Source organism: Pseudomonas sp. HPB0071, assembly GCF_000478505.2.
Classification (GTDB): Bacteria; Pseudomonadota; Gammaproteobacteria; order Pseudomonadales; family Pseudomonadaceae; genus Chryseomonas; species Chryseomonas luteola.
In genome coordinates, this window is the sequence record NZ_KI517367.1 from 1,919,998 (window position 1) to 1,935,133 (window position 15,136).

The window sequence follows — 15,136 nt, forward strand, 5'->3', positions numbered from 1 at the left end:
GGGCTCAGCAAGTGCTCACGGCCAGAAATGAAAAGGGGTAGCCGAAGCTACCCCTTTCATATACCCGAAGCGTATTGCTTCAGCGCTTGGCCTTGTTGCGTAGCTGCTGAATGGTACGCAGCTGAGCTGCGGCTTCAGCCAACTGTGCAGAGGCAGCGCTGTAATCGAAGTTCGAGCCTTTCTCGCTCAGCGTCTTCTCAGCCAGCTTCATGGCTTCCTGAGCAGCCGCTTCATCAAGATCGCTCGCCCGGCTGGCAATATCTGCCAACACTTCGACGACATTCGGCTGGACTTCGAGGAAACCACCAGAGATATAAAACACCTCTTCCTCGCCGCCCTGCTTGATCAGGCGAATCGGGCCAGGCATGAGATCAGTCAACAGCGGAGCATGGCCGGGAGAAATACCCAGATCCCCCAGGTTACCGTGGGCGATCACCATCTCCACCGCTCCGGAGAAGATGGCTCCTTCCGCGCTGACGATATCGCATTGGACTGTCTTGGCCATATGCATGCCTCGTAAGGCGCCCGTTTCCGGGCGCACGGATTACAGTTTCTTCGCTTTTTCGATAGCTTCGTCGATGCTGCCAACCATGTAGAATGCCTGCTCAGGCAAATGGTCGTAGTCACCTTTCAGAATGCCGCCGAAACCAGCAATGGTGTCCTTGAGCGAAACGTATTTACCTGGCGCACCGGTAAATACTTCTGCAACGAAGAACGGCTGGGACAGGAAGCGCTGGATCTTACGAGCACGGGATACCAACTGCTTGTCCGCTTCGGACAGTTCGTCCATACCCAGAATCGCAATGATGTCCTTCAGCTCCTTGTAGCGCTGCAGAACATACTGAACGCCGCGAGCAACGTCATAGTGCTCCTGACCGATCACCAGCGGATCAAGCTGGCGAGAAGTAGAGTCCAGCGGATCTACAGCTGGGTAGATACCCAGGGAAGCGATGTCACGGGACAGTACGACGGTTGCGTCCAGGTGAGCGAACGTGGTCGCAGGGGACGGGTCAGTCAAGTCATCCGCAGGTACGTATACAGCCTGGATGGATGTAATCGAACCGGTTCTGGTGGAGGTAATACGCTCCTGAAGAACGCCCATCTCCTCAGCCAGCGTCGGCTGATAACCTACTGCGGAAGGCATACGGCCCAGCAGAGCGGATACTTCCGTACCGGCCAGGGTGTAACGGTAGATGTTGTCGATGAACAACAGCACGTCACGTCCTTCGTCACGGAACTTTTCGGCCATGGTCAGGCCAGTCAGGGCCACGCGCAGACGGTTGCCCGGCGGCTCGTTCATCTGACCGTAAACCAGGGCTACCTTGTCCAGAACGTTGGAATCCTTCATCTCGTGGTAGAAGTCGTTACCCTCACGAGTACGCTCACCCACGCCTGCGAACACGGAATAACCGCTGTGCTCGATGGCGATGTTACGGATCAGTTCCATCATGTTAACGGTCTTGCCTACACCGGCACCACCGAACAGACCAACCTTACCACCCTTCGCGAACGGGCAAACCAGGTCAATAACCTTGATGCCTGTTTCCAGCAGCTCGTTGCTACCGGACTGATCAGCATAGGACGGTGCCTTGCGGTGGATTTCCCAACGCTCTTCTTCACCAATGGGGCCCGCCTCGTCGATCGGGTTACCCAGAACGTCCATGATACGGCCCAGCGTCTTCACGCCTACCGGTACCTTGATCGCTTCACCAGTGTTGTTAACGTCCAGACCACGCTTCAGACCCTCGGTAGAGCCCATCGCGATGGAACGAACAATGCCGTCGCCCAGCTGCTGCTGAACTTCCAGCGTAGTTTCCACGCCCTGCACTTTCAGAGCGTCATAAACTTTCGGTACGGAATCGCGTGGGAATTCCACGTCGATTACGGCGCCGATGATTTGTACGATACGTCCGCTACTCATTTCGCGTTCCTCGAAGAATTAGAACCAGTCCGTCAAACCGCAGCGGCGCCGCCGACGATTTCCGAAATTTCCTGCGTAATCGCTGCCTGGCGTGCCTTGTTGTAGATCAGCTGCAGTTCGCTGATGATCTCGCCCGCGTTATCCGTAGCGTTCTTCATCGCGATCATCCGCGCCGCTTGTTCACAAGCGCTGTTTTCTACAACTGCCTGATACACCTGGGATTCCACGTAACGCACCAAGAGGCCGTCCAGCAACGTCTTGGCATCTGGTTCGTAGAGGTAGTCCCAATGCTTTTGCAGGCTGGTGTTCTGCTCAGCCACCAACGGAACCAGCTGCTCGATTGTCGGCTTCTGGACCATGGTGTTGACGAACTTGTTGGACACTACGTACAGGCGATCAATACGGCCATTCAGGTAAGCGTCGAGCATGACCTTGATACTACCGATCAGGTCGTTGATCGAAGGCTCTTCACCCAAATGGCTGATGGCTGCGACTACATTACCGCCGTAGCTGCGGAAGAAGGACGCACCCTTGCTGCCAATCACACCGAGATCGACTTCAGCATTGCGATCGCGTTGCTCTGCCATGTCGCGAATCAGCGTCTTGAACAGGTTGATGTTCAAGCCGCCCGCCAGACCACGGTCGGAGCTGACCACGATATAGCCCACGCGCTTTACCGGACGCTCCACCATAAACGGATGGCGATATTCCGGGTTCGCATTGGCCAAGTGGCCGATCACAGCACGAATACGCTCAGCGTAAGGCTTGCTGGCAGCCATGCGCGTCTGAGCTTTGCGCATCTTGCTGACAGCTACCTTTTCCATGGCGCTGGTGATCTTCTGTGTGCTTTTGATGCTCGCGATTTTGCCGCGAATCTCTTTTGCGCCTGCCATGTAACACCTATCGGGTTAGCAAGCGGGAGCGCTTGACGCTCCCGCCTGGGCTTACCAGGTTTGAGTGGCCTTGAACTTCTCGAGACCGGCCTTGATGCCAGAATCGATTTCGTCGTTGAAGTCGCCCTTCTCGTTGATCTTGGCCATCAGTGCGGCGTGATCACGGTTGAAGTACGAAATCAGGGCCTGCTCGAAGCTGCCAATCTTGTCCAGCGGGATATCCGACAGGAAGCCACGCTCGGCGGCGTACAGCGACAGAGCCATCTCGGCGATGGACATCGGTGCATACTGCTTCTGCTTCATCAGCTCGGTAACACGCTGACCATGCTCAAGCTGCTTACGTGTTGCTTCGTCCAGGTCAGAAGCAAACTGGGCAAATGCTGCCAGTTCACGGTACTGAGCCAGTGCGGTACGGATACCACCGGACAGCTTCTTGATAATCTTGGTCTGAGCGGCACCACCCACACGGGACACGGAAATACCCGCGTTAACCGCAGGACGAATACCCGAGTTGAACAGACTGGTTTCCAGGAAGATCTGGCCGTCGGTAATCGAAATTACGTTGGTCGGAACGAACGCGGAAACGTCACCTGCCTGAGTCTCGATCAGCGGCAGAGCAGTCAAGGAACCTGTCTTACCGGTAACGGCGCCCTTGGTGAACTGTTCTACATACTCCTCGGATACGCGAGAAGCACGCTCCAGCAAACGGCTGTGTAGATAGAACACGTCGCCTGGGTAAGCTTCACGGCCCGGCGGACGACGCAGCAGCAGGGAAATCTGGCGGTAAGCCACAGCCTGCTTGGACAGATCGTCATAAACGATCAGTGCATCTTCACCGCGGTCACGGAAGTATTCACCCATGGTGCAGCCGGCATAGGGAGCCAGGAACTGCAGGGCTGCGGACTCAGAGGCACTGGCAGCTACCACGATGGTGTTCTGCAGTGCGCCGTGCTCTTCCAGCTTGCGTACGACGTTGGCAATGGTCGACTGCTTCTGACCGATAGCAACATAGACGCAACGAATGCCACTGTTGCGCTGGTTGATGATCGCATCCACCGCCATGGCAGTTTTACCTACCTGACGGTCACCGATGATCAGCTCACGCTGGCCACGGCCAACGGGGATCATGGCGTCAACAGCCTTGTAACCAGTCTGTACAGGCTGGTCTACCGACTTACGCCAGATTACGCCCGGAGCGACTTTTTCAACCGCGTCGGTTTCTTTGGCGTTGATCGGGCCTTTGCCATCGATCGGATTACCCAGGGCATCAACAACGCGACCCAGAAGCTCCGGACCAACCGGTACTTCAAGGATACGGCCGGTGCACTTGGCACTCATGCCTTCAGCCAGGCCCAGGTAATTACCCAGAACCACGGCACCTACGGAATCCTGCTCCAGGTTCAGTGCCATGCCGTAGACGCCGCCTGGGAACTCAATCATTTCCCCGTACATAACGTCGGCCAGACCAAAGATGCGCACGATACCGTCAGAAACACTGACGATAGTACCTTCGTTGCGCGGTTGCGAAGAGACATCGAGTTTCTCGATGCGGCTCTTGATGATTTCACTAATTTCGGAAGGATTGAGTTGCTGCATGCTACTGCCCCTTCAAACTCAAGGTTTCAACGCTTCGGCCAGTTGCGCGAGCTTGCCGCGAACGGAGCCATCGATTACCAAGTCGCCGGCGCGAATTACCACACCACCGATCAGGCTTGCATCCTCGGATGCATGAAGTCGCACATCGCGACCGAGCCTTGCGCTGAGAGCCTTGGCGAGTTTGTCTTGCTGTTCGTCGCTCAAAGCGAAAGCACTGGTGACTTCCGCCTCGATGGATCTTTCCTGCTCGGCCTTGAACTCTTCGTAGAGTTCAGCAATGGTCGGCATCAGGTCGATCCGGTTGTTTTCTGCCACGGTCCGAACAAAGTTCTGGGCCTGCACATCCAGCTGATCGCCGCACACGTCAATGAGCAGCTTGGCCTTGGCGTCCGCGGTCAACTGCGGTTGCTGAAGCAGCTGGCGCACGGTCCCATCCAGAGTTACCGCGGCGAGCAGTCTCAGCTCCTCGGACCATTTGGCCAGATTCTGCTGAGACTGTGCGAACTCGAAAGCTGCCTTGGCATATGGCCGGGCCAGCGTGTTCAGTTCTGCCATGATGGCCTCGCTTAGATTTCCGCAGCCAGTCGGTCGACCAACTGTGCGTGGGCTTGGGGATCAATCGTTTTGCCCAGGATCTTCTCTGCACCAGCGACAGCCAGAAGGCCAACCTGTGCACGCAGAGCTTCCTTGGCGCTATTGATTTCCCGGTCGATTTCAGCCTGAGCCTGCTCTTTCAGACGATCGCCTTCAGCACGGGCCTTGACCTGCGCTTCTTCGATGATCTGAGTAGCACGCTTGTTAGCTTGCTCGATGATTTCAGCTGCCTGACCTTTCGCTTCGCTCAGTTTCTGGGTGGCTTGTTCCTGAGCCAATTCCAGGTCACGAGCCGCGCGGTTGGCAGCGTCCAGGCCGTCAGCAATCTTCTTTTCACGCTCACGCAAAGCCGCGATGACCGGAGGCCACACGAACTTCATGCAGAACAGCACGAAGATAAAGAAGGCAACGGACTGGCCAATCAGGGTTGCATTAATGTTCACGCCAACACCTCGCTCGTTCGTTGTCTGTCAATCATACGAATCATCGATTCGGATGATTAACCAGCGATCTGACCAACGAAGGGGTTAGCGAAGGTGAAGAACAGGGCGATACCAACACCGATCATGGTTACGGCGTCGAGCAGACCCGCTACGATGAACATTTTCACCTGCAGCATCGGAACAAGCTCCGGCTGACGGGCAGCGCCTTCCAGGAACTTGCCGCCCAACAGGCCGAAGCCAATGGCAGTACCCAGTGCGCCTAGACCAATCAGCAGTGCTACGGCGATAGCGGTCAGTCCAACTACAGTTTCCATTTTTCCTCCCGACTTTTAAGTCGTCTTGGTTAAGGTTGAAGCAAAAAATTGTTATTCCCCATTGCCCTCGCGGGCATCCTCTCCTTTCGGAGAGGATCATCAAGTGCTCTAGCTCTTAATGACTTTCTTCATGCGCCATCGACATATAGACGATGGTCAGCATCATGAAGATGAAGGCCTGCAAGGTAATGATCAGGATGTGGAAGACCGCCCACGCCCACTGCAGGACAATACCTAGACCACCCAGCGCCAGACCGTTGGCGAACATCATGGCGATCAGGATAAAGATCAGCTCACCGGCATACATGTTGCCGAAGAGTCGCAAGGCCAAGGAAACGGGACGCGCCACCAGCGTTACGAACTCGAGCAGGAAGTTGATCGGAATCAGGATGATCTGAACCAGCATGTTCTTGCTATGGAACGGATGCAGAGTCAGCTCGCCCAGGAAACCACCAATTCCTTTTACCTTGATGCTATAGAAGATCAACAGGGCAAATACGGACAAGGCCATACCAATAGTGGCATTCGGGTCGGTAGTCGGAACCACACGGAAATATGTGTGCTCACCACCTATCAGGCCAGCCAAGGACGGCAACCAGTCAACCGGCACCAAGTCCATGAGGTTCATCAGGAAGATCCAGACGAAAATCGTCAGTGCCAGAGGCGCGATCAGCGGATTACGGCCATGGAAGGTGTCACGGACACTGCTGTCGACGAACTCGATAATGACTTCGACGAAATTTTGCAATTTACCGGGCTGGCCACTGGTTGCCTTGACCGCTACGGCACGGAAAATGCAAATAAAAATCAGGCCTAGAACGACCGACCAACCCAGAGTATCCAGGTGGAAGGCCCAAAAGCCCATTTCTTTCGCTTCTTGAGGGGTGTGGGCGAAACTCCAACCATTTGCCGGATGCAGACCATAGGTCAGATTCTGCAAGTGGTGCTGGATGTAACCCGAAGCGGATTCTGCTGCCATGTTTGCCTCGAACGCTTTAAGGTCTAGAAGATCGTTTGACAAGTAGGGGAGCGCATCCATTGACAAAAAGCGTCAATAGATAGACACCAAACAACGCCAGTGGCATGAGTGGCTTTATCCCCGCAAACGCCACTGTAAAAAGCAGTGCCGTCAAAATTAGTTTTCCTGCCTCTCCCGCATAGAATGATCGAACTATGTCGCGAGCAGCTCGGGCGCCCGAATAACGGAACGCTTTATAAGAGAAATATGTATTGGGCAACCAGGCGATTAAACCACCCATCAAACCAGAATAAGCAGCGACCCTACCAACGAAGCAAAACAAAAATAACGCTGCACATATCGTGACGGCCAGTTGGACGAGCAGCAGGTTAAATGCTGGCTGACGGTGAAAAGGCAGGCGTTTGGGCGTGCGATCAACCATCGCGCTCGAAGTCCTCTGGCGTCGGCTTATTATTTAAGCCTTGGCATACTTTGTGCCGACGTAAAGCGCGCAGAGTATAGGAGTCTGCACGCGCCCATTCAAGCCATGCGGTAGTCTTTACGACTATTCGCTACCATTAGAATATTAGCGAATGTGAGCAAGAACGCCCTGCAGCTCATCAAGTGAGCTGTAGCGGATCACCAGCTGCCCCTTTCCCTTCTGCCCATGGCGGATCTGTACGGGAGCCCCCAGACGCTCAGCCAGCCGTTGCTCCAGGCGCATAATATCAGGATCAGCCTTCTCTGGAGGCTCAACCGCTTCTTTCTTATTCAACCACTGCCTTACTAAGGCTTCTGTCTGACGCACGGTCAATCCACGTGCGACAACATGACGCGCCCCCTCGACCTGTTTTGAGGCCGGCAAGCCCAACAATGCCCTGGCATGGCCCATTTCCAAATCGCCATGCGCCAGCATGGTCTTGATCTCTTCTGGCAACGCTATCAGTCGAAGCAGGTTAGCCACACTGACGCGTGATTTGCCCACTGCATCGGCCACCTGCTGCTGCGTCAGCTGAAATTCCTGCTGCAGCCGCTGAAGGGCCATGGCCTCTTCTATCGGACTTAGGTTTTCACGCTGGATATTCTCGATCAGCGCCATCGCAATGGCGGCTTCGTCAGGAATGTTTCTGACCAATGCTGGGATACGCTCAAGCCCTGCCTGCTGGCTGGCACGCCAGCGACGCTCCCCGGCAATGATCTCATAGCGGTTGTCAGCAATGGGACGTACCACGATCGGCTGCATCAAGCCTTGGGCGCGAATCGACCTGGCAAGCTCTTCGAGCGCGACCGGGTCCATGTCACGGCGTGGTTGGTACTTGCCGCGCTGGATAATGTCCAACGGCAGATGCTGCAACTCACGCTGGTCGGCCTTGACTGCTTCTTCCTGCAGTACGCTAGCCGTAGCCCCGCTCAGCAGCGCATCCAGACCGCGGCCCAGTCCCCTTTTCTTGACAGCCATGTGTATTCCTTAAGCGATTGCTTTTGCAGCCTTGCGCTGCCGACGAGCCAGTTCGTTTGCCAAGGCCAGGTAGGCTGCAGCCCCTGTTGATGCCTTGTCGTAAGTCAACGCGGGCATACCATGACTGGGTGCCTCGGCAAGACGCACGTTGCGCGGGATAACCGTATCGTACAGCGTATCGCCAAAATGCGCCTTGAGCTGGGCCGCTACGTCGTTCGCCAGATTGATACGAGGGTCATACATCGTGCGCAGCACACCTTCGATCTTCAGGCCTGGATTCAGAGCTTGTCCGATGCGCTGGATGCTACCGATCAGGTCAGTCAGCCCTTCAAGTGCGAAATATTCGCACTGCATGGGAATGATAACCCCATCCGAAGCGACCAGCCCGTTGATGGTCAGCATCGACAATGACGGCGGGCAGTCAATCAGTACGTAATCGTAATTTTCCCGTATGGGCGCCAGCGCTTCACGCAAGCGGCTCTCGCGCTTGCTCATGTCCAGAAGCTCAATTTCGGCAGCCGTCACATCACGGTTTGACGGTAGCAACTGGTAACCACCATGCTCGGAAAACTGCATGGCTTCGATGAGATCACACTGTCCGATCAGCACATCCAGAACCGAATGTTCCAGATTGTGCTTATCCACACCGCTTCCCATGGTCGCGTTGCCTTGTGGATCGAGATCGATCAACAGTACCCGACGTCGGGTAGCAACGAGCGAAGCAGCCAGATTGATGCAGGTCGTAGTTTTCCCCACCCCGCCTTTCTGGTTGGCTATCGCAAAAACCTTGGCCATGAGCCGCTTTACCCCTCTTCAACAATGCGGCGCAGTATCAATAGATGCCGCTGCCCTTGGCAACCTGGAACCTGCAAGGCGTGTTCTGCTTCAACCTTAAAATCCGTTGGCAACGCTGCAAGCTCATCCTCAGGATGCAATCCTTTCATGGCGAGCCATTGTGTCAATGAATCGCCCAGATGTCGTGTCCAGTTTGTGAAATCAGCGAGCGAGCTGAACGCTCGCGACACAATCCCGGTGAAACGATAGTCAGGCGTAAATTCTTCTACACGACTGTGGATAACCTGAAGGTTATCCAAGCCGAGCTCAATTTTTGCCTGTGTGAGAAAGCGTGTTTTCTTACCGTTGCTGTCCAGAACGGTAAAAGTGCTTTCCGGGAACAGGATGGCTAGCGGGACTCCCGGCATACCACCACCACTGCCCACATCGAGCCATCGACCAGCCCTGATATGGGGGACAACGCTCAAACTATCAAGCAGGTGACGTGAAACCATTTCATCTGGATCACGGACTGCCGTCAGGTTATAGGCTTTATTCCACTTTTGCAGCAGGCCCATGTAGGCCAGCAATTTTTCAACCTGCCCATCAGACAGCTCGACACCTAGAGACTTAGCTCCTGAGCGAAGCTCCTCGCTGTAACGAATCATTCCTTCCAACATCAAGCCATCTGCTCCAACTGGCGTCCGGCCGAACGCTTTTTCAGGTGAATCATCAACAGGGAAATGGCTGCAGGCGTTACACCGGGAATCCGCGAAGCCTGCCCAAGTGTTTCCGGGCGGCCCTGGCTCAGCTTGTGCTGAATTTCCTTCGACAAACCGGATATAGCGGTGTAATCCAGATCCGCCGGTAGACGAATGCTTTCACTGCTGCGCAGCCGCTCGATTTCGTCCTGCTGACGCTCGATGTAACCTGCGTATTTGGTCTTGATCTCTACCTGCTCGGCAACCTGCGCGTCTTCGATGACACCGCCGGTTACCTCCATCAAGCCGACATAGTCGATTTCCGGACGGCTCAGAAGACTTTGCAGATTGTACTCATGGGTCAGCGGTGTACCAAAGCGCTCAGCAATGGCATCACCTTGTACAGTCCCTGGACGCACCCACGTACTCTTCAAGCGCTGCTCCTCAAGGGTAATGCGCTCACGCTTCAGGCAGAACGCCTCCCAACGAGCATCGTCTACCAGACCGAGCTGCCGACCTTGTTCGGTCAGTCGCAGATCCGCATTGTCTTCACGCAGAATCAGCCGATACTCCGCACGGGAGGTAAACATCCGATACGGTTCCTGCGTACCCAGCGTGATCAAATCATCGACCAATACACCCAAGTAAGCTTCGTCACGACGTGGACACCAGCTGTCCTTGCCCTGTGCACGCAAGGCTGCATTGGCACCTGCCAGTAGCCCCTGGGCGCCAGCTTCCTCGTATCCTGTCGTTCCGTTGATCTGACCTGCAAAGAAGAGTCCACTAATGACCTTGGTTTCCAGGCTGTATTTCAGATCACGCGGGTCGAAAAAGTCATATTCGATGGCATAACCGGGACGCAGGATGTGGGCATTTTCCATACCCCGCATCGACCGCACCAACTCCAGCTGAACATCAAAGGGCAAGGATGTGGAAATCCCGTTGGGATACAACTCGTGAGTTGTCAGTCCCTCGGGCTCCAGGAAAACCTGATGGCTGTCCTTGTCCGCGAAACGGTGGATCTTGTCTTCGATCGATGGACAGTAGCGTGGGCCGATCCCTTCGATAACGCCTGAATACATCGGCGAGCGATCAAGATTGTTGCGGATGATGTCATGGGTCCGACTGTTGGTATGAGTTATCCAACAGCTAACCTGCTGAGGATGCTCATCCACTGATCCCATGAACGACATTACGGGCAGAGGTTTATCCCCAGGCTGCTCCGTCATGACAGAGAAATCCACTGTACGACCGTCAATGCGTGGAGGTGTACCGGTTTTCAACCGTGATACACGCAGTGGCTGCTCACGAAGCCGTGTGGACAATGCATTGGCAGGTGGATCCCCTGCCCGGCCGCCTGAGTAATTCTGCAGGCCTATGTGGATAAGCCCACCCAGAAAGGTGCCTGTGGTCAAAACAACGTTATCCCCAAGGAAACGTAGTCCCATTTGGGTAACGACGCCTCTGACCTGATCCTGTTCAACAATCAAGTCATCACAGGCCTGCTGAAATATCCACAGGTTGGGCTGATTTTCCAGCATATAGCGGATTGCAGCCTTGTAGAGGACGCGATCGGCTTGAGCGCGCGTTGCACGCACCGCAGGGCCTTTACGGCTATTGAGTATCCGGAACTGGATGCCTGCTTTGTCGGTAGCCGAAGCCATCGCACCGCCCAAGGCATCGATCTCCTTGACTAGATGGCTCTTGCCGATACCACCAATAGCCGGGTTGCAGCTCATCTGCCCCAATGTTTCAACATTGTGGGTCAGCAATAAAGTTTTGACACCCATGCGTGCAGCAGCAAGTGCAGCTTCGGTGCCGGCATGGCCGCCGCCGACCACTATGACGTCAAAACGGGAAAGGAAATCCACCACGCACCTCGTGCCTGTTTGGTTAGGGGATTAAGGAAGGCGCAGAAGTATAAGGGCTCCTCTGCTCTCTATGAAGTCCTTTTGAACAAAAAATGATCAACTGCAGACTTGGTGGCATCAGGTAATAGAAATAATAAGAAAGAAATATATAAAAGCTTGTTAATGCGATTATGTATGGTGAGCCTCTTTTCTGTGGATAACGTGCTTTTGCCTTTACCCACAGGGCGTTACAGCCAATGATAAGTCAGAGGAGAACCTGTCACTCTCCTTATCGAAAGCTCGTGAGTAGCTGTGGATAATTAGGAAGGTTACCAACAGCCCCTTTTCAGAACAGCTTAAGCCCTAACTTCTGCCCAGACCTCAGCTAGGGTTATCAACAGGCAAAAAAAAGCCCCAGCGGGTTCCCGTGGGGCTTCTTGAATCAATGAAACGCGGCTATTTGCCGATGCAAAAGCTGGAGAAGATCCTGCCCAGCAGATCATCGGAACTGAACGCTCCTGTAATCTCGCCCAATGCCTGCTGCGCCACTCTCAGGTCTTCCGCCAAGAGCTCCCCAGAGCCATTCACTACGAGTTGCTGGTGCCCATGCTCCAGATAATGACGGGCTGTGTGTAACGCTTCGAGATGACGTTGCCGTGCGCTAAAACTGCTTTCGGCAGTCTGCTCAAATCCAACGCAGGCTTTAAGGTGCTCTCGAAGATGCTCGATGCCCTCACCCGTCATTGCACTAAGGCTTAAGGTATGAATACCTTCTGAAGTTTCCTGAAGCACGATAGGTTCACCCGAAAGATCAGCTTTGTTTCGGATGACTGTTACTTTATTTTGATCAGGTCGCTGTAACAGAAACTCTGGCCAAAGTGCATCGGGATTCCGAGCCTCGGGTGCCGTGGAATCTACCACCAGCAGTATCCGGTCAGCGCTCTCAATAGCACTCAGGGCGCGCTGTACGCCGATCTGCTCAACCCGATCGGTAGTGTCCCGTAATCCCGCCGTGTCGATGACATGTAATGGCATACCGTCGATATGGATGTGCTCGCGTAAGACATCGCGGGTCGTGCCTGCAATGTCCGTCACAATGGCAGCTTCATGGCCTGCCAGCGCGTTGAGGAGGCTCGATTTTCCTGCATTGGGTCGTCCAGCAATCACTACCGTCATGCCATCGCGTAACAGTGCGCCACGACCGGCTTCTTTTTCCACCTGCGCCAGTTCCTGGCGCACACCGTTGAGCAGGCCCAGCACATGGCCATCCGCCAGGAAGTCGATTTCCTCTTCGGGAAAGTCGATGGCTGCCTCCACGTAAATCCGCAACTGGATCAGTTGTTCCGTCAGGTTTTCTACTCGCTTGGAGAATGCCCCTTGCAATGAACGTAGAGCATTACGGGCAGCTTGCTCGGAACTCGCCTCGATGAGGTCGGCGATAGCTTCTGCCTGGGCAAGGTCCAGCTTATCGTTGAGAAAGGCACGTTCGCTGAACTCTCCTGGACGGGCTGAACGCGCACCTACCGCAATGACAGCCTTGAGCAGTAAATCCAGAACGACAGGACCGCCATGGCCTTGGAGCTCGAGAACGTCCTCGCCTGTAAAAGAGTGGGGTCCTGGGAAGAACAAGGCGATTCCCTCATCAAGGGTAAGACCAGCGCTATCCCTGAAGGGACCATAATGAGCATGGCGAGGTGTTAAAGAGCCACCACAGATTGTTTCTGCGATGGTTCTTACCGCAGGCCCGGAAACCCTGACGATACCTACCCCACCTCGGCCTGTGGCTGTAGCGATAGCAGCAATGGTGTCTTGAATTGGATTCATTCTTCATTCTCCAGAATGCACAACGCCCCTCGAAAGGGGCGCTGTGTAAAGCGTAAGGCTATCAGGCCGGTTTGGCAGTGCCATTGATCCGACGATTGATATACCACTGCTGCGCGATCGACAGGCAGTTGTTCACGATCCAGTACAGCACCAAGCCAGACGGGAACCACAGGAAGAAGAAGGTAAAGATAATGGGCATCATCTTCATCATCTTGGCCTGCATGGGGTCCGGAGGCGTGGGGTTCAACATTTGCTGAACCAGCATGGTACCGCCCATAAGGATCGGCAGGATGAAGAAAGGATCCTTGGACGAAAGGTCAGTGATCCAGAACATCCAGGGAGACTGGCGCATTTCCACGCTCTCCAGCAGAACCCAGTACAAGGCCAGGAATACCGGCATCTGTACGAGGATCGGCAGGCAGCCACCCAGCGGATTGATCTTCTCCTTGCGGTACAGCTCCATCATCGCCTGGGACATCTTCTGGCGATCATCACCATACTGTTCCTTCAACGCCTGAAGACGCGGAGAAACTGCACGCATGCGAGCCATGGAACGATAGCTGGCTGCAGAAAGCGGGAAGAAAATAGCCTTGATGATGATAGTCAACACGATGATCGACCATCCCCAGTTTCCAAGGATGCTGTGGATATGTTGCAGCAGCCAGAAGATCGGCTGGGCAATGAACCACAGGAAACCATAGTCGACGGTCAATTCAAGACCTGGGGACAACTCCTTCAGATATTCCTGCAGCTTCGGACCGGCATAAAGGGTTGCCGATGTTTCTGCCTGGGTACCCGGTGCTACGCTAAGCTGCGGACCGGTAAAGCCCACCAGATAATTGCCCTGGATGTCCTTGCGACCCTGGATCTGGTGCTGCTCATCCTTGTTGGGTACCCAAGCCGTCACGAAGTAGTGCTGCAACCAGGCGACCCAACCGCCCTTGGCCGTTTCCTGCAGAGCCTGCTTGTCGATATCTTTCATCGACACCTTGCGATATTGCTCCTCCGGCGTCCCGACAGCAGCGCCCAGGTAAGTCGAAACCCCTGTGGCTGTTGTGGAAGATGGATCACCACTGGAGTCACGCTTCAGCTGTGCATAGAAAATACCATTCCAGTTCTGGCTGCTCTGGTTGTCGATGACATAGCTGACCTGCACCTGATAGGCATTGGGGTTGATGCAGGAAATTTTCTTCTGTGCCTTTTCGGTATCCGAGCAATCAAGCTTCAGGCCGCGATGGAAGGTAAAGCGCTTGACATAGTTGACGCCGTTTTCAGCAAAGTTCAGATCGACAGTCAGTTGATCCTGACCGTCTGCCAATACGTAGTTCTGCTGTGCACTCTGATAAACAGGGCGGCCTGTCTGACGTGCGTCCGGACCGTTGGATCCAGTTAAACCACTTTGCGCCAGATACAAACGTTCGTTGCCATTATCAAACAGGGTGAAGGGTACATCCGGATGATCCTGGCGACGTGGATACTGGACAAGCCCCAATTTGACGATGTCACCACCACGGGGATCAATCGTGACATCCATGACATCCGTACGGACATGGATGGGTTGACCATTGCCACTTACAGTCTGTGGAGCCGTTCCGTTCGTCGAGCTTTCGCCTGCAACGGTTGGAACATCGGCCGCAGCAGTATTGCCTGTTGGCGTGTCAGTCGGCAGCGCCGCAGCGGAGGATTGTGCTGAAGAAGGCGTTTCGGGCTGGCCGTAATCCTTATTCCATTGCAACACCGCTGTGTAAGACACAATCGCTAGAGCGGCGATGAGAAACGTGCGCTTTATATCCATGATTACTCGGCCAT

Annotated in this window: 15 protein-coding genes; all 15 read right to left on the minus strand. The window is 54.6% G+C overall.

The features are described from left to right. Nucleotides 1-79 precede the first annotated feature (79 nt). A complete protein-coding gene (locus HMPREF1487_RS09045) occupies nucleotides 80-505 on the minus strand; it encodes a F0F1 ATP synthase subunit epsilon (protein WP_010796327.1) in 426 nt (141 codons plus the stop codon). A 39-nt stretch (nucleotides 506-544) separates the two neighbouring features. Continuing rightward, the gene (gene atpD / locus HMPREF1487_RS09050; protein WP_010796328.1) at nucleotides 545-1,921 is read right to left on the minus strand and encodes a F0F1 ATP synthase subunit beta; all 1,377 of its coding nucleotides are present in this window, start codon (nucleotides 1,919-1,921) and stop codon (nucleotides 545-547) included. A 32-nt stretch (nucleotides 1,922-1,953) separates the two neighbouring features. Further along, complete coding sequence (atpG, locus tag HMPREF1487_RS09055) at nucleotides 1,954-2,814, minus strand: F0F1 ATP synthase subunit gamma (protein ID WP_010796329.1); 861 nt, start codon at nucleotides 2,812-2,814, stop codon at nucleotides 1,954-1,956. Nucleotides 2,815-2,865: 51 nt separating this feature from the next. Then, nucleotides 2,866-4,410 carry a F0F1 ATP synthase subunit alpha gene (gene atpA, locus HMPREF1487_RS09060; RefSeq protein ID WP_010796330.1) on the minus strand — a complete coding sequence of 515 codons (1,545 nt, stop codon included), beginning with the start codon at nucleotides 4,408-4,410 and terminating at the stop codon, nucleotides 2,866-2,868. A gap of 18 nt (nucleotides 4,411-4,428) precedes the next feature. Continuing rightward, nucleotides 4,429-4,965, minus strand: coding sequence for a F0F1 ATP synthase subunit delta (locus tag HMPREF1487_RS09065; RefSeq protein WP_010796331.1), 537 nt, complete (start codon nucleotides 4,963-4,965; stop codon nucleotides 4,429-4,431). 11 nt (nucleotides 4,966-4,976) lie between these two features. Continuing rightward, complete coding sequence (locus HMPREF1487_RS09070) at nucleotides 4,977-5,447, minus strand: F0F1 ATP synthase subunit B (protein ID WP_010796332.1); 471 nt, start codon at nucleotides 5,445-5,447, stop codon at nucleotides 4,977-4,979. Between the two features lie 56 nt (nucleotides 5,448-5,503). Further along, on the minus strand, nucleotides 5,504-5,761 hold the full coding sequence (gene atpE / locus HMPREF1487_RS09075) for a F0F1 ATP synthase subunit C (RefSeq protein WP_010796333.1): 258 nt from the start codon (nucleotides 5,759-5,761) through the stop codon (nucleotides 5,504-5,506). A gap of 115 nt (nucleotides 5,762-5,876) precedes the next feature. Further along, nucleotides 5,877-6,740 (minus strand): F0F1 ATP synthase subunit A, encoded by an 864-nt coding sequence (gene atpB, locus HMPREF1487_RS09080; RefSeq protein WP_010796334.1) that lies wholly within the window; start codon nucleotides 6,738-6,740, stop codon nucleotides 5,877-5,879. 16 nt (nucleotides 6,741-6,756) lie between these two features. Next, entirely contained in the window at nucleotides 6,757-7,161 is a 405-nt protein-coding gene (locus HMPREF1487_RS26740) for a F0F1 ATP synthase subunit I (protein ID WP_010796335.1), read from the minus strand. A gap of 144 nt (nucleotides 7,162-7,305) precedes the next feature. Next, a complete protein-coding gene (locus HMPREF1487_RS09085; protein ID WP_010796336.1) occupies nucleotides 7,306-8,178 on the minus strand; it encodes a ParB/RepB/Spo0J family partition protein in 873 nt (290 codons plus the stop codon). Nucleotides 8,179-8,187: 9 nt separating this feature from the next. Then, nucleotides 8,188-8,973, minus strand: coding sequence for a ParA family protein (locus HMPREF1487_RS09090; protein WP_010796337.1), 786 nt, complete (start codon nucleotides 8,971-8,973; stop codon nucleotides 8,188-8,190). Between the two features lie 8 nt (nucleotides 8,974-8,981). Then, complete coding sequence (gene rsmG, locus HMPREF1487_RS09095; protein ID WP_010796338.1) at nucleotides 8,982-9,632, minus strand: 16S rRNA (guanine(527)-N(7))-methyltransferase RsmG; 651 nt, start codon at nucleotides 9,630-9,632, stop codon at nucleotides 8,982-8,984. Continuing rightward, nucleotides 9,632-11,524, minus strand: coding sequence for a tRNA uridine-5-carboxymethylaminomethyl(34) synthesis enzyme MnmG (gene mnmG / locus HMPREF1487_RS09100; protein ID WP_010796339.1), 1,893 nt, complete (start codon nucleotides 11,522-11,524; stop codon nucleotides 9,632-9,634). Before mnmG ends, rsmG begins: the two co-directional genes overlap by 1 nt. Nucleotides 11,525-11,959: 435 nt before the next feature. Then, complete coding sequence (mnmE, locus tag HMPREF1487_RS09105) at nucleotides 11,960-13,327, minus strand: tRNA uridine-5-carboxymethylaminomethyl(34) synthesis GTPase MnmE (RefSeq protein WP_010796340.1); 1,368 nt, start codon at nucleotides 13,325-13,327, stop codon at nucleotides 11,960-11,962. Nucleotides 13,328-13,388: 61 nt separating this feature from the next. After that, entirely contained in the window at nucleotides 13,389-15,122 is a 1,734-nt protein-coding gene (gene yidC / locus HMPREF1487_RS09110; RefSeq protein WP_010796341.1) for a membrane protein insertase YidC, read from the minus strand. Nucleotides 15,123-15,136: the final 14 nt, after the last annotated feature.